The sequence below is a fragment of the Enterococcus sp. DIV1096b genome, assembly GCF_050498765.1.
GTDB lineage: Bacteria > Bacillota > Bacilli > Lactobacillales > Enterococcaceae > Enterococcus_D > Enterococcus_D entomosocium.
In genome coordinates, this window is sequence record NZ_JBMHEK010000001.1 from 759848 (window position 1) to 780485 (window position 20638).

The 20638-nt window shown below is 41.6% G+C and carries 19 protein-coding genes; 13 read left to right on the forward strand and 6 right to left on the reverse strand.

Going from position 1 to position 20638, the window contains the following annotated elements; all coding sequences use genetic code 11:
- Positions 1-529: 529 nt before the first annotated feature.
- The 6 genes from IGJ17_RS03535 to IGJ17_RS03560 all read right to left on the reverse strand — a co-directional run bounded on the left by IGJ17_RS03535 (position 530) and on the right by IGJ17_RS03560 (position 3472).
- Complete coding sequence (locus IGJ17_RS03535) at positions 530-937, reverse strand: hypothetical protein (RefSeq protein ID WP_086333064.1); 408 nt, start codon at positions 935-937, stop codon at positions 530-532.
- A 4-nt stretch (positions 938-941) separates the two neighbouring features.
- Positions 942-1280, reverse strand: a complete 339-nt coding sequence (locus tag IGJ17_RS03540; RefSeq protein ID WP_086333065.1) for a hypothetical protein — start codon at positions 1278-1280, stop codon at positions 942-944.
- A gap of 1 nt (position 1281) precedes the next feature.
- Positions 1282-1713 (reverse strand): hypothetical protein, encoded by a 432-nt coding sequence (locus IGJ17_RS03545; protein ID WP_086333066.1) that lies wholly within the window; start codon positions 1711-1713, stop codon positions 1282-1284.
- A gap of 565 nt (positions 1714-2278) precedes the next feature.
- Positions 2279-2644 (reverse strand): type II toxin-antitoxin system PemK/MazF family toxin, encoded by a 366-nt coding sequence (locus IGJ17_RS03550; protein WP_016609834.1) that lies wholly within the window; start codon positions 2642-2644, stop codon positions 2279-2281.
- Positions 2634-2864: a type II toxin-antitoxin system PemI/MazE family antitoxin gene (mazE, locus tag IGJ17_RS03555; RefSeq protein ID WP_016619898.1), complete on the reverse strand. Its 231-nt coding sequence runs from the start codon at positions 2862-2864 to the stop codon at positions 2634-2636. The genes IGJ17_RS03550 and mazE overlap by 11 nt, the downstream gene beginning before the upstream one ends.
- A gap of 77 nt (positions 2865-2941) precedes the next feature.
- A complete protein-coding gene (locus IGJ17_RS03560; RefSeq protein ID WP_223347163.1) occupies positions 2942-3472 on the reverse strand; it encodes a hypothetical protein in 531 nt (176 codons plus the stop codon).
- Between the two features lie 290 nt (positions 3473-3762).
- Between IGJ17_RS03560 and IGJ17_RS03565 the strand changes: the two genes are divergently transcribed.
- The 13 genes from IGJ17_RS03565 (at position 3763) to IGJ17_RS03625 (ending at position 20623) form a co-directional block, all read left to right on the forward strand.
- Positions 3763-4113 (forward strand): hypothetical protein, encoded by a 351-nt coding sequence (locus tag IGJ17_RS03565; protein WP_086333068.1) that lies wholly within the window; start codon positions 3763-3765, stop codon positions 4111-4113.
- 240 nt (positions 4114-4353) lie between these two features.
- Positions 4354-4875: a Type 1 glutamine amidotransferase-like domain-containing protein gene (locus tag IGJ17_RS03570; RefSeq protein ID WP_223347178.1), complete on the forward strand. Its 522-nt coding sequence runs from the start codon at positions 4354-4356 to the stop codon at positions 4873-4875.
- 557 nt (positions 4876-5432) lie between these two features.
- Positions 5433-5753 carry a hypothetical protein gene (locus IGJ17_RS03575; RefSeq protein WP_086333070.1) on the forward strand — a complete coding sequence of 107 codons (321 nt, stop codon included), beginning with the start codon at positions 5433-5435 and terminating at the stop codon, positions 5751-5753.
- Positions 5753-6583 carry a WxL domain-containing protein gene (locus tag IGJ17_RS03580; protein WP_429961069.1) on the forward strand — a complete coding sequence of 277 codons (831 nt, stop codon included), beginning with the start codon at positions 5753-5755 and terminating at the stop codon, positions 6581-6583. Before IGJ17_RS03575 ends, IGJ17_RS03580 begins: the two co-directional genes overlap by 1 nt.
- Before the next feature lie 88 nt (positions 6584-6671).
- The gene (locus IGJ17_RS03585) at positions 6672-7715 is read left to right on the forward strand and encodes a DUF916 and DUF3324 domain-containing protein (protein ID WP_086332084.1); all 1044 of its coding nucleotides are present in this window, start codon (positions 6672-6674) and stop codon (positions 7713-7715) included.
- A 13-nt stretch (positions 7716-7728) separates the two neighbouring features.
- The gene (locus IGJ17_RS03590; protein WP_086333071.1) at positions 7729-13245 is read left to right on the forward strand and encodes a WxL domain-containing protein; all 5517 of its coding nucleotides are present in this window, start codon (positions 7729-7731) and stop codon (positions 13243-13245) included.
- Between the two features lie 59 nt (positions 13246-13304).
- Positions 13305-14567 carry a helix-turn-helix domain-containing protein gene (locus tag IGJ17_RS03595; RefSeq protein ID WP_429947058.1) on the forward strand — a complete coding sequence of 421 codons (1263 nt, stop codon included), beginning with the start codon at positions 13305-13307 and terminating at the stop codon, positions 14565-14567.
- 80 nt (positions 14568-14647) lie between these two features.
- Positions 14648-16123, forward strand: a complete 1476-nt coding sequence (locus IGJ17_RS03600; protein ID WP_429947057.1) for a helix-turn-helix domain-containing protein — start codon at positions 14648-14650, stop codon at positions 16121-16123.
- A gap of 91 nt (positions 16124-16214) precedes the next feature.
- Positions 16215-16562 carry a DUF7006 family protein gene (locus IGJ17_RS03605; RefSeq protein WP_429947056.1) on the forward strand — a complete coding sequence of 116 codons (348 nt, stop codon included), beginning with the start codon at positions 16215-16217 and terminating at the stop codon, positions 16560-16562.
- Between the two features lie 419 nt (positions 16563-16981).
- The gene (locus tag IGJ17_RS03610; RefSeq protein WP_429961624.1) at positions 16982-18430 is read left to right on the forward strand and encodes an ABC transporter permease; all 1449 of its coding nucleotides are present in this window, start codon (positions 16982-16984) and stop codon (positions 18428-18430) included.
- A gap of 12 nt (positions 18431-18442) precedes the next feature.
- Positions 18443-19117: an ABC transporter ATP-binding protein gene (locus IGJ17_RS03615; RefSeq protein ID WP_008379303.1), complete on the forward strand. Its 675-nt coding sequence runs from the start codon at positions 18443-18445 to the stop codon at positions 19115-19117.
- Positions 19110-20423 (forward strand): PASTA domain-containing protein, encoded by a 1314-nt coding sequence (locus IGJ17_RS03620; RefSeq protein WP_422705384.1) that lies wholly within the window; start codon positions 19110-19112, stop codon positions 20421-20423. Before IGJ17_RS03615 ends, IGJ17_RS03620 begins: the two co-directional genes overlap by 8 nt.
- 41 nt (positions 20424-20464) lie before the next feature.
- Entirely contained in the window at positions 20465-20623 is a 159-nt protein-coding gene (locus tag IGJ17_RS03625) for a hypothetical protein (protein WP_005233508.1), read from the forward strand.
- The last annotated feature ends 15 nt before the right edge of the window (positions 20624-20638 follow it).

Here is a 20638-nt window from a genome sequence, read left to right on the forward strand (position 1 = left end):
GATGTATTTTTCTTTGATGCAGAAGATGGATCATACCTGGAATGAGCGACAAGGGCTTACAGATGGACCAGCTTCAGCTGGATTCAGCTGTTGTGCATTTACCCTTGTCGGTTGAATGGAAGGTATGGTAAAAGGCGGTGGAACCGCCGTTCTTCTCAAAGAAAAATTGAATCGATGAAGGGTGGAGACCTGGAAGGTCGGTGCGCGACGTAGGAGCGCTAAAGCGAAGGCGTCAGCCTGAGAGGCCGTTGGAAACGGCCGGAAAGTGTGCGCAGCACACGCCAGGGGGACCCAACGATCGTCGATCGGTGGGGGAAAAGCGGGCGTCGCCCGCGTTCCTCTTTAATAAACGTCAGCTGTGGCAACAGCTGGCTGAATTTGTCCATATAGCGTAGCGTCAAAGGAAGAGAGCGCAGTCGAAGATGATACGAAGCGAATGAATGTATATGGACAAATTCACTACAAATTGCGTCAGCAATTTGTTTCCAAAAAGCAGGCAAGAATAGGTTTCCCTATTCTTGTTTGCTTTTTATGCAGTTCGAATCAAGCCACCAAATATTGGTTTGAAACCAATGAGTCCAAATTCTGAGTATTCGGGAATATCCAAATTGAAAACATAGGACATTTGAAAGCCTTCATTGAGTTCTTTCCAATCGCCGGACCATTCTTCTTCTCGGTTTGAAACATAGAAGAGAGAAAGCATTCTGCCGATGTCTGTGTGGCTTAAAATGGCGTAATACACGAGGTAGTCGTGCTTTTCTTCAAACTCTGCGACCAATTGCTTAAAGCTATTATCTAGCCAATAATTTCCTCCACGTAAAGAATAGGAAACCAAGTCAGCTTGTTCGAATTGTTGAATCGTATCGTCAATGATACCAAGGGCTTTCATACGCTTGATTGCTTCTTTTTTATATCGTTGTTTTTGTTCGTTTTTCATGGTCTTACACTCCTTCGTAATGTGTTAAAAAGCTAAGAAAGAATCCTAAAGCAACCGCCATAGGCGGGATATCTTTACAAGCTTCAACAAAATCTGCACTATCCAAATAATCAAATTCATACTCGCCAGTTTGAGTGTTAACATTCACCTTTTTGCCGAAGTTGCATTCGACTTCAGCCGGACCGTACATTTTGTTTACCCAAACTTGGAGAGCAAAGGCTTCATTTTGGACTTCAAGGATGTCATGGCCGGTTTCGTATTTTTCAAGATTGGGAGAATCTGTTAAGGAAGAAAGTAGTTCATTGTCCATGATTTCTAGGATGAAACAATTATTCAAGTTCATTTTAGTCGTCCTCTCTTTCGGTGAATGAATAGAAAGCGCCGTTTACTTTTATTGATTCGAAATAGTCCAACCATTGACTATCCGTTGTTTTTGCTTTCTTATCGTCATTAAATCTTTGCCATGTAAGTTCTAACGCTTGATACTCGTCTGGCTTAATCGTGCTAGGTTTGATTCCTTTGTCAATACACACTAAAGCTTGAAATAGCCATTTGGGGTTTGCTTTCTTTAGCTGTTCAATCGTTCGATAGTAAGTGTCAATCAGATTAAGCTCAACACTGCTTTCAATCATTTCTTCTTGGGCCATATCCAATAATTTTTTATAGTGCTTTTTAGGGACACGTGTTTCGTTATAAGCGAACGTCATATCCTCCATTTTTTGCGCCATTTTGTCTTTAGGCAATCGTGAAAATTCTTCATAATACGTTTGTGGCATGGTTTGACCTCCTACAGAAAGGGTTTGCCTTTCTTTTTTTATATTTTCTTTTGACAGAAAAGATGGATCACTCCTGGAGTGAGCAGCAAGGGCTTACAGATGGACCAGCTTCAGCTGGATCCAGCTGTTGTGTATTTACCCTTGTTGGTTGAATGGAAGGTGTGATAGAAGGCGGTGGAACCGCCGTTCTTTTCAAAAGAAAAAATAAATGGAAGGCAGAGATGCCGTTCTGTGGGTTGGGCGCGACGTAGGAGCGCTAAAGTGAAGGCGATAGCCTGAGAGGCCGTTGGAAACGGCCGGAAAGTGTGCGTAGCACACGCTAGGGGGACCCGACGATCGTCGATCGGTGGGGGAAAAGCGGGCGTCGCCCGCGTTCCTCTTTAATAAACGTCAGCTGTGGTAACAGCTGGCTGAATTTGTCCATATAGCGTAGCGTCAAAGGAAGAGAGCGCAGTCGAAGACGGTACGGAGCGAATGACTGTATATGGACAAATTCACTACAAATTGCGCCAGCAATTTGTCTCCTGAAAGGACAAAAAAATAACCATTCTATTACCTAGAATGGTTAAAGAGGAAAGGAAAAGTTTTTGAGAAATCTTTGCGCAATATCAAAGAATAGTTCTTCGTCAAGTGTATCGACGTACTTGACGTTTCGGTTGGCTGCTTGGGTGTAATCAAGTGAAAATACTTGCAGTGTATTTACTTTGCTGGGCTTCGAATCGTTTGACTTGAGCTTATCGCTTTGAATAGGAACAAGAAAAGGACGTTCTTTGTCACTTGTTGTGATTGGACAAACGATAATCAAATTCGTTGCAGAGTTATACGTATCTTTGCTTAAAACTAATGCAGGACGTCTTTTTTTGACTTCATAGCCTTTTGAGGGCTCAAAGTCAAGAATAACAATGTCACGCTGGCGTGGCTTATAATTCATTCAGTTCGCCTCCCTGCGGCGTGTAATCGATCGCTAATTCAGGAAGAGAGAACTCACCTTCTTTGGCAGTTTCAAAAAAATCTTCAACTTTGGGAATGAGAGCGACCGTTCCGTTTTCTTTTCTGATAATTAGAAATTCTTCACCTTCTTTAAGTCCTAGCTTTGCAGGAATTGTAATGACAAGAGAATTTCCTTGTTTTCTGGTTTTTGTAGAAGTCATAAAGCATTCCTCCTTTTACAGAAAGTATACCACGTAATTACGTGGTAATACAATCTGAAAGGTTCTTTGTCTTATTCTCAAAAATATACCTTGACGTCATTCAGTGGACTTCTTGAGTGTCGAATATCGCGGATATTCTCTTTGATTAATCGTTTAGCGATAATTGCTCTTAATGCAGTGAAAAGAACGTATAACGGGGTTTCGTCAAGATTTTTACTACCTGGTTTTCCAATAGTATAGAATGCCAACAAAGAATTGATGCTAGTTTTGTGTGAATCGAGTATAAATGGGGTATCCAATGAATCTTTGTCTTTGATATATTTTTCAAGCAGATAGTCTAACCAATGTGTGTCAGACTTGCACTTGTCATGAACCTTTCTACCTTCAATTATTTCTTCAAATGAAGCTTGGAAGGGAACTTGGTAGAGCCAGTTTGGAGAAATAATCAAGCCCCGCTTTCTTAATAAATCAAAGAGTTGAGCGCCTGATATGACATGTGACATTTCATATAGTGGTAAATCTAAATAATGATTGATGGACAAGCTCCTTAAGTAATTGTCTGCTTGCATGGAGAGTTCCAAATATCCTTGAATTTTATTGTCTCGCATGAGAATGCCTCCTTCAGAAAGGTTTTTGCCTTTCATTGATTTGATGTATTTTTCTTTGATACAGAAGATGGATCATACTTGGAATGAGCGACAAGGGCTTACAGATGGACCAGCTTCAGCTGGATCCAACTGTTGTGTATTTACCCTTGTCGGTTGAATGGAAGGTATGATATAAGGCGGTGGAACCGCCGTTCTTCTCAAAGAAAAATTGAATCGATGAAAGGTGGAGACCTGGAAGGTCGGTGCGCGACGCAGGAGCGCTAAAGCGAAGGCGATAGCCTGAGAGGCCGTTGGAAACGGCCGGAAAGTGTGCGCAGCACACGCCAGGGGGACCCGACGATCGTCGATCGGTGGGGGAAAAGCGGGCGGCGCCCGCGTTCCTCTTTAATAAACGTCAGCTGTGGCAACAGCTGGCTGAATTTGTCCATAACCATGCAGAATATGTCGAAAAAAATACCGCTGAATTGGACAAAGAATATGAAGAAGCCTATGGTATTTTGATTAGCGAGAATCAGGAAGCAGAGCTGGAAACTCTCAAAGTAGATATGTATGTAAATGGTGGTTATGGTGATGAAACTGCAGACTCAGCTGCTTTTAATCGAATGGCGGAATTAGAACGAAGGAATGCAAGTGAAGACTAGCGGTGCTGGTCTTTTTTTATTCAGATGCTGAACTGTGAAGTAGAGATAGGAGAAGGTCATGATAAATATCTTAATGAGTACGTTTGAGCCTAAAGAGTCCTGGAGTGAAAAGATTCAAGACTATTTAATAGGAAAAAAATTTTAATTATAGCTTGTTCTTTTTCTGAAGAAACAATACAGAATGAGTCTGACTGGCAAGAAGCATATGGTAGACCCAAAGGGAAATATTACGGTCCTTTAATTAAATCTTTTACCAGTTTTGGTGTAAGAGAAAAAGATCTAACTTTTGTTAATTATTTTCGCGACAGTCGTAGTCAAATTGCAAAATTGATTAAGAGTAATGATGTATTATTTTTTCCAGGTGGACTCCCTGATAAAATGGTCGAACGATTAGAAGAAAAACAAATAGTCAATAAAATTAGAAATTTTCCAGGAGTAATTATCGGTTTCAGTGCTGGAGCAATGATTCAAATTCAAGATTTCCATATTACAGAAGATGATTATTATCCAATGTATAGTTATCACGACGGATTGAACCTTATCAAGAGTTTTGATATTGAAGTACATTACGTAAAGGGAGATCCTGCTAAGGAAGCTGCTATTCAAAGATGTCTTAACGAAAAGAAAGCAGTTGTGTATGGTATTGGAGATCGGGGAGCAATCATTTCCAAGGATAACCATGTAGAATTACTTGGTGATGTTTCTCTTTTTGTTAGAAAAGTAAAAACAGATTATACCTCCGTCCATAAATTCGTAAACTAATCATTGCTCATTGAAAATATCGGATCTATGATGATTAGGATACTGCTTCGAGAGGGTCAGAAACTTTAAAGTTTTTGCCCCCTTTTTTTGATCACTTTATCGATTCTCTAACCACTCAAGTATTCTGATTTCTTATAATGACCACTCTGAGAATATCAGAGTGCAATTTGATACCTGTTTTTTCAAGGGTCTATTTAATATTTTAGTGATCATTTCCATTTTTATAGAACTGAATCCCACGAGCTATCATTCTCCATTGTTTGGAAAATGAAAAAGTATTTTTCGATATTTTCACTTAAGTGTGCAAATAATGAATTTCATTGTAAGTGAAATTCATTTAAAGTAATAGATGCACAAGAACAACAGTTTATGTTACGATTGCTTGCTTCTTTGTACTAAAAACCTTCGTTTTTGGGATTGCAGAAAAAAAGACATTTGAATTCAATCAAATGTCTTAGAAATATCTATACATTGGTATTTATGAAAAATCGTATCTATTGATAATTGTAAATCTTAAAAACGAAGGTTATTGAGCAATCTAATTAAGGAGGAGGGAAATGAAAGGTAAGAAGTGGATCGTTTTGAGTTGCTTATTGGTACTCTTTATTAAAGCTCCATTGCTTGAAGGGCAGGCGGCGTCGATCCAATCGTCCGAAACAGATAGCTCCATTACATTTACGGGGCGTTATGAACCAATCGGCACACCCAATCCACCGCCGGATATCGCCAAACCACCTACGTCTGAGAAATTGCCACAAACTAACACACTAAGACAAAAGCAGTGGTTGTTGCTGGGGTGGCTGTTCGTCATTGTTGCGGGTAGTCTTGGTGTCAAAAGAATGACAAAAACAACTAATAGGAAAGAAGGAAATTATTAATGAAATTTATTCGATTAACTACCGTTGCTGCATTATCTGCTACTATTTTTGCCGGAGGCATTCAAGCTTTTGCTGATGAGCCGACCGAAACAGAAAAAACAAACGAAGTTCGTAAAACAACAACCGATGGTCAAATCACATTCACCCCAGGGAATGATGATACTGTCGTTGATCCTGGACCAGACGGTCCAGATGTAACCATTCCCCCAGTTGTAGATCCTGATGGTCAAAACAAAGGTCCTTTAACGATCGCTATTGTTCCAACGATGAACTTTGGGTCACAAATTATCTCGACCACTGATGAAAACTACAATATGGTTGCTGAAAGACAACAATTAACAGGAACGACTGGCGATGAAAACAAAGTTCCTTACGTGAGTATGGCTCAGGTTCAAGATACACGTGGGACAAATGAAGGTTGGGAACTAAGTGTGAGCCTAACTGAATTCCAAGCAACGAAGGAAACACAAAATGCTGTATTAAAAGGTGCAAAGATCACCTTACTTGATCCAGCATTACTTTATAGCATTGATGATGTTGAACAAAGACCTGAAACACACGCAAGTGGGTTAGAACTTCTACCAAGTGAAGCTGCAGTACCAGTAATGACAGCAGCAGCGCAAAAAGGAGCAGGAACATCTTCAGTTGTCTGGGGCGACCATGAGGCTATTGCAAAACAAGTCGCAGATGGCGCAGACGTTGTAGAAAATGACGCGATTAAACTATTTGTTCCAGGATCTACCGCAAAAGATGCCGTAACGTATCAGTCCACATTGACATGGGAGTTAACTTCAACTCCTGACAACTCAATTCCTGATACTGAAGTGTAAGAATAAATATTTTTTACTACGACATTGTAGTATCGGCAGCGTTACAGATCCTTGTAGCGTTGCCTTTTTTAGGAAAGGAGTACGTTTCATGAAACTTAAAAAAAAGAATAACTATTACTTATGGCTGCTTCCTTTTTTCTGCTTGCTTTTCCCTTTTTCTGTTCAGGCAGAAGAAACGACTCTAAATATTTATGCCACACCAATTTTTCCAGACAGTCAAGTGGATGAAGGCAAAGGGTACTATGATTTAAACTTAGCACCCAATCAAAAAGAAACCTTGCGCTTGGAGATTGGGAATACGAGTGCTGAACCTATACGAATTCAAGTGACTCCCCATACTGCATATACCAATGTGTTAGGAAACGTTGAATACGGTAAAAATGCACAAGAAGCAGACCCTACGTTGGTTCATTCCTTAGCTGACCTGATGGAGTCCTCTGAGGTGATTGAATTAGCTGGAAATGAAACGAAAACTGTGGAGATTCCCTTACAGATGCCAGAAGAAGCATTTGAAGGCTTTTTAGCGGGTGGTTTACGTATTGCTGAACAAAAAGAGGAAACGGCAGAAACCGACGAAGCAGAAGGAGAAGGCGTAGCCATAAAGAATGAATTCGCCTATGTGGTTGGTGTGGTCGTCAGTAATACCAGAGACTCGGTACAACCGGAGTTGGAACTGCTAGATGTATTTGCAGATCAATTGAACTACCGCAATGTAATCAGTGCTACGTTACAAAACTTTACCCCCACTTTTGTCAATCAATTGGCGGTGGAAGCGACTGTTAAACGAGTAGGGGAGAACGAGGTTCTCTATAAGGCAGAGAAAGAAATGATGCAGATGGCCCCAAATTCTAATTTCAACTTTCCGATTTCTTTAGAAGGCGACCGTTTTCGAAGTGGAAACTATGTTCTAGAATTAACAGCTACATCGGGAGAGAATGAATGGTCATGGACGCGTGAATTTACGATTGAAGCCGATGAAGCCCGCAAGTTAAATCGAGAAGATGTAACGATTGATTCAGGTGTCAATTGGTGGATGATCGGTGCAATTATTTTGCTTATTTTAATGCTTGGACTTGTGCTTTACCTGATGTGGCAAAAGAAAAGAGCACGTGAAAGCGAAAAAGAAGTATAGAGAGGAGGATTCCATGAGAAAGCTAATGAAAAAGGGAATGCTCATTTTAGGGACGATGATTCTTGTTCTGCATGCATTCCTCCTGCCAGTAGGCATCGTCTATGCGGAAACCACGGATAAAAAGGTAGGGGGGCAAGTACAGGAAGAAGAACAATTGGAACTTCCATCCATAAAAAACTATCTAGAAGTGGAAGAAGAAGGCAATCCTCGCTTTTCCTTTCCTCGCTCTCGCCTTCAAGGAACGGTTGAAGAGTCATTGAAGGTGACATTTGTTTCAGATCAAGAGGTGTCAGAGGCAAGGATTACCCTTCCAAAGGAAGCACAGCTGGTAAAAGACCAGTTACAAGCTGGAGTTACCGTCAACCAAGAAGAAGAATCAAATGAATGGGTGATTCAAGCGGAGCGTGCACAACAAACGTTTGTGCTTCCAGTGGTATTTAAATCTGAAGGTAATTATGATGTGTCCGTCGAAGACGTAACTGCGACACTTGAAATATCGGAAAAGGAAGAAACGGAGACTGAAGATCAATCAGAAATGAATCAGGATTCATCTGATGAATCAAATGAAGAACATGAGCAATATCCAAATACGACTGAACAATCAGAAGAAAAAGAAGCGCCTGTAGCAACCGAAGAATCGAAAGAGGAAGCTACTCCTTCTGAGAACGATACATTCAAACAGGCGGTCTTTGATGGAAATACAGAAGAAGTCTCAACAATGGCTGCATTCAGAGAAGCTGTCGCAAATCCTGAAGTCAGCATTATCTCTGTTCAAGCAAATTTAACTGAAAATACAGCCAATATCATGACGATCGACCGACCAATCAAGATACAAGGAAACGGACATACGCTGACTTTTGGTAACAATAGTTTTTATTTTCAATTAGTAGAAGTGAGTGAGCCAACGACCTTTCGGATAGAGGACGCAACAATTACAAAGACCGGCGCTACTCCTTTAGTCAACGCAACAACAGAGGTTAGCCACAATTGGACACTAGAAATAGAAGATGTAGCAGAAGTCAATGCAAATACGATGCGACTAGCATCAATTCCAAAAGGTACGGTTCAATTTACAGGTGGCACGAATAACTTTACACGCACAAGTTCTACGCAAACCTTCATTGAAGCAAAAGAAGTCAAAGCAATCAATCAAGCGAAAGTAACGATCAGTCGTGGAAATGCCACGATCTTTCTAGCAGCAGCGACAATTTCCGAACCTAAACTAACAATCGAAAACGGTGCAAATTTAGCAATTACTACGACTTCAGGTGTGGCAAATACGATTGATTTTAGAGGAGAAAATGCGGAGATTGCACTCCAATCTGGTGGGGATTTAACGATCAATACAGTAGGAACGACTGCTGCTCCTACTAATACAAGCAATAATACGATTGCAATGACTGGAGCAGATCCGAAAATCACCGTTCGTGATAAAAGCAGCTTGACGACGACAAGTACTGCAGCCAAAAGAGGGTTACATCTATCTGGAAATAATCCCCAGGTGATTGTGGATGGTTCGAAATTATCTGTGAACTCAGCCACACAGTCAGCGGTAAATTTATCAGGGGATGAGCCATTATTTTCTGTAACGAATAGTCATACCGACATTCGTTCTACAACAGGAGCTACACTTGCCTTGATAGGTTTATCACCTAAAGTCAACTATGTGGGATCCACAGGTAGTTTAACAAGTACCACGGGACAACGATTGAATTTGATCGGCACCAACCCTCAGTTATCATTGAATCAGACCCAATTGTCAATGTCAGCTACAACCGGACGTGGAGTGTATTTAGAAGGAACAACACCACAAGTCTTATTAAATGAAAGTAGTATTGAAATAACAGATACCGCAGCTTCACAAGGAATGATTTTACAAGGAGCAGACGCATTACTGTCTCTAACAGAAGATAGCGAACTGACAATTAATGGTGCCGGAACGGGAACATTAGAAAATATTCAAATTGGCGCCAATAACCCTCGTCCAGAACTTTCAATGACAGGTGGTTCTAAAGTTACAGTCGCTACTACGAGTGGTACGGGAGGGGCTTCGGATACGGCGAACAATGCCCTACACTTACGTGGTGAACAACCGAAAATGACGATAACAGAAGAATCAGAACTTAATATTTCAGTTATTTCCAATGCACGACGCGGCGTTTATTTAAATGGTATTGAAGCCGAATTGAAAGTAGATACTAGTCAGTTTAATGTGAAAACGTTGACCGGACAAGGACTTCATTTAAATGGGAGAGACGCACGATTTCATGCGACAAACAGCAAAATATCCATAGAAACAACGACTGGTATAGGCGTTGCTTTTGCGGGAGATAATCCAACCATAAATGCTGTGAATACAGAGATGATGATCCAATCAACGACTGGCCAGCGTATGAACCTTATAGGAGCTTCCCCTATATTGGATTTAGACAAAAGCTATCTGACGATGAATGCAACGACTGGTCGAGGCATCTATTTGTTAGGAGCAACGCCACAAGTGAGCCTAAATGAAAGTCAGATTGAAATGACAGACACCGGTGCCTCACAAGGAATGATTTTGGAAGGGACCGATGCCGTACTTTCTTTGAAAAAGAATAGTACGTTCACTGTTTCTGGTGGTGGAACAGGTACTACCGAAAATATTCAAGTTGGTAATAATAATGCAAGACCTAAGATAGACTTAGAAAATGGTTCAAAATTAGGAATCACTACTACCAGTGGAACAGGTGCAGGCTCTGCCACAGCCAATAATGCCGTCCATCTCAGAGGAAGTAATCCAGAACTAAATGTAGCAGATAAGTCAAGCATTTCTATTGATATTACTTCTGGTAATCGACGTGGAATAGTAATGACGGGAAATAATTCAACCACAAACGTTGATTCTAGTGATATAAGTTTGAAGTTAGCTGGTAGTGGGGTCGGTTATTCTGCAACAGGAACTACTAATAAATTAGCCATCTCAAAGAGCCAGTGGGAGGCGAACGGGAGCTCCGGACACAATATTCATATGGTCGGGGACAATAGTACAGTCTTAGTTGATAACTCTGATGCCTTTTTTGAAGCAGCCAGTTCTGGTAGGAATATTTGGCTAGCTGGAGCAGATTCAGTTCTAGCCGTAGAAAATGGTACTCAGTTAAATGCAAAATCTGAGGATGCCAACAGTATAACGATACATGGTGCACGGGCATTATTACAAATGAGTGGTTCTAAATCAAACATGGACATTGTTAGTAATGTCAGTGAAGCTGAGTTAAATGCAGCAGTTTTTTTAGGTGCAGCTACTACAACTGCGGGAGCTACAAATCCTAATGCTGAAGTTAGATTGACTGAGGGTGCAAAAATGAATGTACATGCGAATCGAGCCTCTGCATTAAGTTTACTTAGTTCGAATGGACAATTTAACCTATTAAATCTATCGGAATTAAATTTAACAGCAGGTAATACTGATTCATCAGCCAACGGTGCAGTTGCTGTCTTACGTTTTATACGTGCAGGAGGCTATCAGTTTACAATAGACAATGCAAAAATGAACATAAGTAAATCTGGAGGAAGAACACCAGGTATTCGTATGTATGGTGGTAATAATCATATTTTAGTTAGGAACGGAGGGCAATTTTTCATCTATAATCCTGGGAATGGTACACCTATAGATCAAGATACGTCCTCTGGTTTGGCAAATCAAGGGGTACATTATCCTAGGACCGGGGGTAATTCTTTTGTAGTTGATGGTTTGGGTTCTAAAGTTCAAATTATTGCGGACAACGGTGCAGCGATCGATATGGAAAGTCAGGCGGGAGAAATTGAAGCACGAAATGGTGCTACCTTCGTTGCCCAAGGACGAACAGCTACAGATGCGGCAGGAATTTTCAATGCTGGAAATTTAACTGTTGATTTTGATAATCCGTTATTTATGGACTTTAGAAATACTCGCGTCGGTGGTGGGAATATATTTAATGCTAGTAGTGGATCGACATTAAATGCAATAAATAGTGATTTATCTGTTTGGCGAAAAGGCGCTGATTTGAATGGAGACCCAAATTTAGACTTCCGAAGTATTGATTATTCGTTTACTGGAACAAATTTTAATACGTTAAGAGAGACAAATGACCCCACACAACTAAATACGGAAGTGTTTGGAAACACAGGTTTGACTGCATACAGTCGATTGAGTAGTAACAATGGGCGATGGGCCATCGCAGATGAGTTGAGAGTGCCAACCAATGCCGATAAGAAAATCTATGGGCGCGTGAGTCTTCCTGTAGGCCTAGATGATAGTCGTCCAGCATGGGACGATGAAGCGATCGTGACAGTCGAAGTAGAATTTCCGTCAGGACGAACACAAGAGTATACGACCAAGACCGTCGGTCATTCAGACGAATCACCAGGAATCAGTATCTACGGAGAAGACCCACGTGGTGGACTTTTTGAAATCACATTACCTGAACCCCTCGAAGCGGGATCAAAAGTTCGAATCAGTAACGTAGAATTAACCAGTGGCGAACTGACCGAAGGTTTTGACCACCAGATTTTAACAGATACTGTGGAAGTCTTTCCAATCGTCCCTCCGGCACCTGCGAAATTCTCATCTTCTATCATTGGTGAAAATAGTAAAACCATCCAAGGTATTTCAGAAAATAAAGAAGCTGAAGTAACCGCAACGCATAATGGGCAACCCATGGATACGTCGGATGTTACTGTTAATGACGATGGCAGATTCACTCTTGATCTAAGTGAACTTTCACTAAAAGAAGATGATGAAATTCAAATCTTTTTACGGGATAATGCAGGATCCGCAAAGGCCGCAGGGGTCGTTGATCCACCAAAAACAAATAATGATCGAGGAAATATTAATCCAACAATAGCACTGCCTTATCATGACGTCACATTTGAATCTGCGACGATTTTAACAGTTGGGGATCTTGGTCCAGTCTCTCCGGTAGATCCGATGAATCCAGAAATAGAAGTCGATCCAGAGAATAAACCTGAGCTCGAAGAAGACCAAGGCTTGTTAAGCATAGATTTTGCTTCTCAATTCATATTTGGCGAACAAGCGATATCTACGCGAACGAAGCGGTATTATGCGCAACCGCAACGCCTGTTAAATTCTGATGGAACCGTCAATCAAGAGGAAGAGCGCCCGAACTACGTGCAGATCAGTGATCGTCGGAGTGAAAACGACCGCCATGGCTGGACCCTTTCTGTGACCCAAAATGAACAGTTCCACAATGATCATAACCATGAACTTAAAGGGGCAAGCTTGCAATTGACTAATCAACAGGTGGCGTCTGCCCAAGATATGGGCGAGCCTGAACTGAGTCAGCCTGACGGAATCAAACTGATTCCGGGAGAAAAGACCGAGCTGATGACCGCAAAAGACACCCAAGGGATCGGTACTTGGATCTATCGGTTTGGTGATGCAGCCAGCGCCGATAAAAGTGTAGCGCTAGAGGTTCCACCAAGTGCTGCTCCACAAGCTGCGACCTATCAAACTACGTTGTCTTGGGAATTAAGTATGGTTCCTGACAATTAAACATAATGGGGAAGAGCTGCGGCTCTTTTTCTTTTTTATATAATGAATGGAGGAAAGACATGGATACCTTATTTTACCAATTGATTTTTCATGCCAAAACCAAACGGTGGTTTCAATTGTTGGAAATCATGGAAGAAAACGAACATATCCTGGCGCAACATCTGATCGCTCAGACGCAAGCTGCGCGACGAACCGTCTTGAATGATATCAAAGAAATAAAGACCTATTTTGGCGATACACTCCAATTGACTGGAGACGAAAAAGGCTATCATTTTTCTTTTCGGGACCCAATAAGATTTTATAAGAAAAAACAAGCGTTACTAGAGGAGGAAAAGTTGTTTCTTTTTGTGGACCAGTTAACTGCTGGCAAACGATTGAAAAATCATCAGTGGGCACAATATCTATCGGTGTCTCAAGCAGCCTTTGGTCGGATGAAACGTCAATTACAATCAGTTTTGGTGCAACACTACGGCGTTCGCCTGGAGAACAAGACCAATCAATTTGTAGGAGAAGAAGCGGCCGTCAGACAATTCCTTTATGATTTTTATTTTACGTTGCCATTATACCCCGAGATACTGACTGATCATATTCGCCATCTACATAGTGAAAAGTTGGTCGTCCATCAAGGTACCTGGCGCTTGGATCATCAGCTGCTCAATCAATGGTGCCAATTGACAAAACTGCGGGTCGATCAAGGGTATCTTTTGCCAGAGCGAAAGGAACAAAGAGTCATTCAGGAGCTACTTGTGAAAGCCTTTGACCAACAAGTAACGGTGGCACTGCCAAGACCAGAAAAAGCAGCACTTTTTTTGCTTGCTTTGGATGAAAAACAATTTTTGAATCCCCTCACGCAAAAAGCATTTATTCAGACATTTTCGCCTGGTACGGGTTTACATTTTCTTGTTCGATCGACCGAAAGTCTTTCCTATCACCTTTTTGAGACACTACTTTCGTTGATGAAAACTTTTTTTCAACTCCCCGTCATGAATGAGGCTTCTGAAGAAATAGAAGAACAGGCGCTCTTGTTAGCACTGATCGACCGGTACGTAGCGGAAAAACACAAATACAATCATACAGTCTATGTTACTTATCGATTAACGGGTTCACCCGCATTAAAGTGCTGGATCAAAGCAGAAGTAAAGAAAAGCTTTGCACAAGCGGGCTTACATTTGATTGAAGGCGGAATCGGTGAGCAGTTGGGGATGATTCGCCATGTCTGTATCACAAACCGACCAATAGAGATGGCATCTGAAGCCGCGATCGAATTGCCTTATGTCCCCACTAAGGAAACAATCGTGGGAGCCTTGACAGAATACTTCTAGAAGGAGCCGTTTGTTTAGGCAAACGATTATGTTTCGGTGTACAGTGAGAATAAAATAAATAAAAGAGTGAGGGGAAACGCATGCGAGAACTTCAGATTGCCTTTATCACAAATGCCGAGATCAGACGGACCATGCGGATCTTGACGATCCTCGAACGTGAACAACAATTTACCATTGTCGAGTTAAGTGAGCGGTTGACGATTTCACAACGGACGATGATCAAAGACATCCAATCGATCAAAAACTATTTCGGTGACAGTATATCATTGGTTTCCCAACACAAAGGATTTTACTTTGAAGAACGGAATCGACTAACCTACTACGAGAAAAAAGAACAGTTATTGGAACAAGAAGTATTATTTGAGATCATTGAGTCTATATTTTACGGGGAACGGTTGCCCATCGATGAATGGGCACACCGCTACAGTTATGCAGAAAGTACGTTGCGCCGTTTTTTCTCTCGTACACAACCGATCTTGCTGAGTTACGGACTCACTATGACCTTCAATCCGGTGGATTTTCAGGGACCTGAGGCCAACATTCGAAAATTCTTTTTTGATTTTTATTACGCAGGAGAACAGACCCCACATACGATCCGCCCTCCAGAAGGGCTGCACCCGATGGTTTTACAGGAACTCGCAGGAAAGCTAGGTACCTATGAATTAGGAACTGGAACCACTGTTTCGGCCTTTTATTATCACTTATATATCACGATGGTGCGGGTGGAACAAGGTCGATTGGTGACTATCCCCGATTGGTTGAGGGAAATCGACTATCAGGAAAAAGACTTTCAGCTCTTATACTCCTTACAGGCAATCATTAAAAAGGAATATGGTATTTTCCTCCCGAAAAGTGAGTTTTCCTGGCTCCATCTTTCGGTGATCACCAAGCGAACGATCCATCGCAGAGACCAAGAGATCGTCTTTTCACAACGCTTTAATCGGTGGCCGGCGATCGAACGATTGGTCGCAGAGTACTTGTCGAATCCTTTTTTTGACGAATGGGAAACGGAGACGCTAAAGAACTTTATAACTTCTTTTTTCGTCTCGCGAAAAATAAATGACGCAATTTCCCCTGTGTTGAATAAAGAGCTATTAGAAGTAACGACGATCGTAAAGAAAAACCACCGGAACTTGTATGACAAGCATACGGCCTTTCTTGGAAATTATGTCAAGGATTTATCTTTTTCTTCGACTGATCTTGAGGAGATCGTGGTTAGTTTTACGATGTATATGAATATGTTATTGCAGGCTTATCAGCCGAAAAAAAAAGTGTTGTTCTTGTTAGAGGGGGATTATTTGTTGGTCCAATCGATTCGACTGCAAGCACGACAACAGCTAGGAGAAACCCATGAGCTTTTGTTTTTACCATTACAGGAATTGACCCAACAACGGTTGACTGCCCAACAAGTAGATCTGATCGTGACGAATTACCGACCGTATTTGTTTGAGTATAATTTACAAGCGAACTATGTCTTGATGAATACGCTGCCTGATGCCAATGATTGGGTACGAATCAAACATCGGTTGAATCCAATAGCCGATCACTTGACCTAGGCTAAGTCAGAGTGAAAACAAAGCGAAGAAATAGAATAGCTGCTTATCAAAGCTAAACGAAAAAAATGAGAGGGGAGCATGAAGAAAGATTATGTCTATATTCATTACACGAGAGGATTATATTAAAGGATTTATTCAAGTATTTACAGAAACGAAAAGGGACACCAAAGACCTAGAGGTCTATGTGACAGCACAAGTTCAGCGACTGGATACCTTACTGGATGGCCTGACACAAGAAACCTTTTGGCAGCGGTGGCCAGAGATCTTAGGGATTGATGCCAAACTGTCCATAGTCACAGAGTTAGTTCATTTTGAGGACTTTTCCAGTGAAGAGATCATTCGCATGGCTGAAACAGATTACCGTACGTATTTCAAGGAGTTATGCGGGTATGACTTGAGTATGGAGACCAAACATTCGATGATCTTCAATGTTCAATGATGCGTTCGCTATTAATTGATAGGTCTTTTCTTATCGAAAAGAAAAATGGTTGTTAAGTTAGTTAATATCAATTATGCATGTAGAATAATTTCTAGTAGGGTCAGAAACTTAAAAGTTTTTGCCCCTTTTTTGTTCGTTCCATGACTCTTTAAGTAGCTGAGTTGGATATAAAATATATAGCATTGTTAAGTGTAATGTATGTTATGCAAAATCAAACTTAAGAATAGGGAATAAACAAGGTGAATTTTTTTTAAAATTATACTAAAAAGAAGTGTAATGTTATCAATCTTTTGAAACTCAGCTAATTATATTATTTTGTATAATTCGACAAAAGAATCATCAAATGACAGGTTCGCTAAAGGTTCATCCAGTATGCTTTTGTTAGAGAAAAAAAGAGAGGATGTTGGCAATTGAATTATATGAAACGGGCATGGCTGAGTGTGACGAGAAAGCGAGGAAAATCTGCAATATTGTTTGCTGTTATTCTAATTTTAGGAAATGTGATCGCTGGCGCAATTGCGGTCAATCAGTCGACTCAAAATGTCGAAAAGCAGATCAAAAACCAATTAGGTTCCCTCGCAACGATCGATATCGACTATGAAGCCTTGATGGCAAATAGTGAGGGCGGCGCAAGTATGGAGGAGATTCAGCCGCTGCCGGAGGAGCTGATCAAACAAATTGGCGAGCGCTCGGAAGTCAAACAGTATGACTATTTGCGAGAAGCAATGATTGCTGTTGATAAATTCAAACCCTATAGTTTTAGACCAGAAGTTGAAAACGAGAATATCATGGTTTCTGGAGGTATGGATTCTTGGGTCTATTTAACAGGAACCAATCTCTTACAACCGTTGGATTTTGAAGAAGATACGGTGAATTTAACACAGGGACGCTTCTTTACTGAAGAGGAACAGCGTACCGGAAAACGTGTAGGGTTGATTTCTGAAGAGGTGGCTCAGGAAAACGGCTTGACCGTTGGTGACACCATGGTATTAGATGGACAGTTTATCGATTATTCATCTGGTGGAGATCCAGAGAAACAAAAAGGCAATGATTACCCAATTGAAATCGTCGGGATCTTTAAAAACACCAGTTTAGAAAAAGCGAATGAAAAAAATGATAATTCGAGTTCGTCCTTTTTTGATGATCGTCCCTTCAATCGGATCTATATGCCAAATGATGCTGTGAAAACGATTGTTGAAGAGGAACGTGCGGGACATCAAGCGGCATTTCCAGCGACAGACCCCGGATCTGATAAGGATTTCTTTACCCCGCAATTTATTTTGAATCAACCAGAAGATGCAGAACAATTCAAACAAGAGGTGACACCACTCTTGCCAAATGGCTATAAGGTCAATTCTTCTACGGATGAGTATGACCGTGTGGGAACCAGCATGAATCGCTTATCACAGATTTCCTCATATGTCGTAGTGATTGCGGTGATTGCTTCCTTGATTATTATCTCCTTGATCATTGTCTTGTTTACCCGAGATCGTAAATATGAGTTAGGCATCTACCTTTCGTTAGGGGAACGACGGAAATACGTGTTTGCACAAATCGTGCTCGAACTCCTGTTGATTGGTGTCAGTGCAATGCTGATCTCCTTGGTTACAGGGAATATGCTGGGCAAGATGGTTTCTGAATCTTTGTTAACCAGCAGTATGCTAGAGGCAAACCAGACAGGGATGGAACAATTCTTTGTGGGGGCACCGAAAATCGACCAAGCGACGATCAACGAGGCGTTTCGCGTTCAATATACCTTATCTTATGTGATCGCCTTTTTAGCGACTGGGATCGTGACGATCTTGCTTTCGGCAGTGGTGCCGCTGTTGTATATTTTACGGTTGAATCCGAAAAAAATCATGCTGTAAGGAGCGATGAACATGGCAATTTTAGAAACAAAAGACATGACGTATTACTACCAAGATGGCGAGAATCGCCGGAAAATTTTAGATAAAACCAATATCTCCTTTGAAAAAGGCAAATTTTACACGATCTTAGGAAAATCAGGCTCAGGAAAGACCACTTTTCTTTCCTTGATCAGTGCATTGGATCAGCCAACCGATGGGGAAGTGTTTTTTGAAGAAAAAAATATCAAAACGATCGGTTATGAAGAATATCGCCGCAACAAAATCAGTCTGATTTTTCAAAGTTACAACTTGATCCCTTATTTGACGGCTTTAGAAAACGTCCTTGTTTCGATGGCGATTTCAGACAACAAACTCCCGGATCAGCACGATCAAATTGCGTATCGTTTGCTGGACTATATCGGCATCAATTCCACGAAAGCCGATCGTTTCGTCAATCAGCTTTCCGGTGGGGAACAGCAGCGGGTCGCCATCGCTCGTGCTTTAGCGACCAACGTTGATATCATTTTAGCCGATGAACCTACCGGGAATTTGGATGAAGGCATGGAACAAGAAATCGTGGATATTTTTAAAGAACTAGCGGCGATCCACAACAAGTGCATCATCGTAGTGACCCATTCGACCGAGATCGCCAAGCAGTCAGATCAGACTTTTTACTTAAAAAAAGGTGCGTTGACGGCCTATGAGTGATTTTTTATCGAAGTTTGAAGAAGAACCGAAACAGCCAGACAAGGAATCAGCAGCAGCCGAAGTACCTTCTTCCCGTGCTTCCCGCAAAGAAAAAGGTTCAGCTTCTTTAGAAGAGGGGATCGAACATGATCCCTCCTTCAAAAAGAAGCGGCGAAAAAAACGACTGCTAGGGTTAGCTGCCTTGCTTGGACTCTTTATACTCAGCGGCTTTTTATTTTTCCAATTGGCGTATGTCCGGTTGGATAACTTTGTGGACAAAGAGATCTCAGAGGTCAGAGAATGGGCAGCGGAACATGATCTTGCGGTTGATGTCACACCAGCCTATGATGAAGCCCCAGCCAATCAAGTGATCGCCCAAGCAGAAGCTGCCAGAAGTCGAGTCAGAAAAAGAAGCACTCTGCATCTAACCGTGAGCCAAGGACCTGATCCAGAAGAGAAATTGGCATTGCCAGACTTTATGGAAATGACGAGGGACGAGGCAGCAGAGTGGATCGAAAAAAATCAAGCAAGCAATTTGACGATCGTCGATGAATACCACGATGAGATCGAGGAAAAAGCACCGATTCGAGTAGAATTTACCAATAAAGAAGTCTCACGAGAGAACTATCATCGTCGAGATGTCGGACGAGTCTTTTATTCCAAAGGCGAAGAAACCTTTGAAAAAGATATTGAAGTACCAGACTTTAGTGATAAAACCCGTGCAGAGGTAGAAACATGGGGGAAAGCCCATGAGCTGGAGCTTGAAGTCAAAGAACAGGCTTCGGATACTGTGGAAGAAGGCAAAGTCATTGAACAAAGCGTGGCACCAAAAGAAAAAATCGCGAAACGGGATGCGTTTCAAGTAACGATTTCCCTAGGGAAAGGGGTCACCGTACCAGACTTTTCAACGATTTTACCAGATGATGCCCAGGCCGCTGTTGAGGGTGTCACTGTGCGGATGCGGATGCAGTTTACTCAGAGTCTGCCCTATGGACAATTGATCTCGCAAAGTGAGACCGCCGGGACCGTCTTAACCAGCAAAGATGACAAAGGCATTGAAGTCGTCTATTCGGCAGGTCAACCGTATATCAAAGATTACCGTCGAAGCGAGATCCTTGAAGGGGATCTGCAAAAACTCTTCTTTGATGAATTCCGTTCAAAAGGGGCGAACATCAGCTATCAAGTCCGTTATGTCAATTCAGCAGAACCCTACGGGACAATCGTGGGGATGAGCAAGTTCAATCAGTTTTTACCGTTAGAAGATACGATCACCTTCGATATCAGCTTAGGCAATCAGACAGCCCCAGCGGCTACTGATCCAGAATAGTCGAGCGGATTTGTCGATGACCTGCAAAAAGGAGGAAACCCATGCGTCATCAAGAGAATTTTCAAGACCTTAGGAAAAAGCTGTTTGTCTTTTTGTTAAGCGGTATGGTAGCATTGTTGCTACACATGTGGATTCATCAATCCAGCGAACACGTGCGGATCGTTTCAACAGAACGTTTTATTGGAGAACAATTGGAATGATCCTACAGGAATGAT

Excerpts from the sequence above, each read along its gene's own strand:
- IGJ17_RS03535 (WP_086333064.1), bottom strand. The coding sequence starts at position 937 with ATGAAAAACGAACAAAAACAACGATATAAAAAAGAAGCAATCAAGCGT.
- IGJ17_RS03540 (WP_086333065.1), bottom strand. The coding sequence starts at position 1,280 with ATGAACTTGAATAATTGTTTCATCCTAGAAATCATGGACAATGAACTA.
- IGJ17_RS03545 (WP_086333066.1), bottom strand. The coding sequence starts at position 1,713 with ATGCCACAAACGTATTATGAAGAATTTTCACGATTGCCTAAAGACAAA.
- IGJ17_RS03550 (WP_016609834.1), bottom strand. The coding sequence starts at position 2,644 with ATGAATTATAAGCCACGCCAGCGTGACATTGTTATTCTTGACTTTGAG.
- mazE (WP_016619898.1), bottom strand. The coding sequence starts at position 2,864 with ATGACTTCTACAAAAACCAGAAAACAAGGAAATTCTCTTGTCATTACA.
- IGJ17_RS03560 (WP_223347163.1), bottom strand. The coding sequence starts at position 3,472 with ATGCGAGACAATAAAATTCAAGGATATTTGGAACTCTCCATGCAAGCA.
- IGJ17_RS03575 (WP_086333070.1), top strand. The coding sequence starts at position 5,433 with ATGAAAGGTAAGAAGTGGATCGTTTTGAGTTGCTTATTGGTACTCTTT.
- IGJ17_RS03580 (WP_429961069.1), top strand. The coding sequence starts at position 5,753 with ATGAAATTTATTCGATTAACTACCGTTGCTGCATTATCTGCTACTATT.
- IGJ17_RS03585 (WP_086332084.1), top strand. The coding sequence starts at position 6,672 with ATGAAACTTAAAAAAAAGAATAACTATTACTTATGGCTGCTTCCTTTT.
- IGJ17_RS03590 (WP_086333071.1), top strand. The coding sequence starts at position 7,729 with ATGAGAAAGCTAATGAAAAAGGGAATGCTCATTTTAGGGACGATGATT.
- IGJ17_RS03595 (WP_429947058.1), top strand. The coding sequence starts at position 13,305 with ATGGATACCTTATTTTACCAATTGATTTTTCATGCCAAAACCAAACGG.
- IGJ17_RS03600 (WP_429947057.1), top strand. The coding sequence starts at position 14,648 with ATGCGAGAACTTCAGATTGCCTTTATCACAAATGCCGAGATCAGACGG.
- IGJ17_RS03605 (WP_429947056.1), top strand. The coding sequence starts at position 16,215 with ATGTCTATATTCATTACACGAGAGGATTATATTAAAGGATTTATTCAA.
- IGJ17_RS03610 (WP_429961624.1), top strand. The coding sequence starts at position 16,982 with ATGAAACGGGCATGGCTGAGTGTGACGAGAAAGCGAGGAAAATCTGCA.
- IGJ17_RS03615 (WP_008379303.1), top strand. The coding sequence starts at position 18,443 with ATGGCAATTTTAGAAACAAAAGACATGACGTATTACTACCAAGATGGC.
- IGJ17_RS03620 (WP_422705384.1), top strand. The coding sequence starts at position 19,110 with ATGAGTGATTTTTTATCGAAGTTTGAAGAAGAACCGAAACAGCCAGAC.
- IGJ17_RS03625 (WP_005233508.1), top strand. The coding sequence starts at position 20,465 with ATGCGTCATCAAGAGAATTTTCAAGACCTTAGGAAAAAGCTGTTTGTC.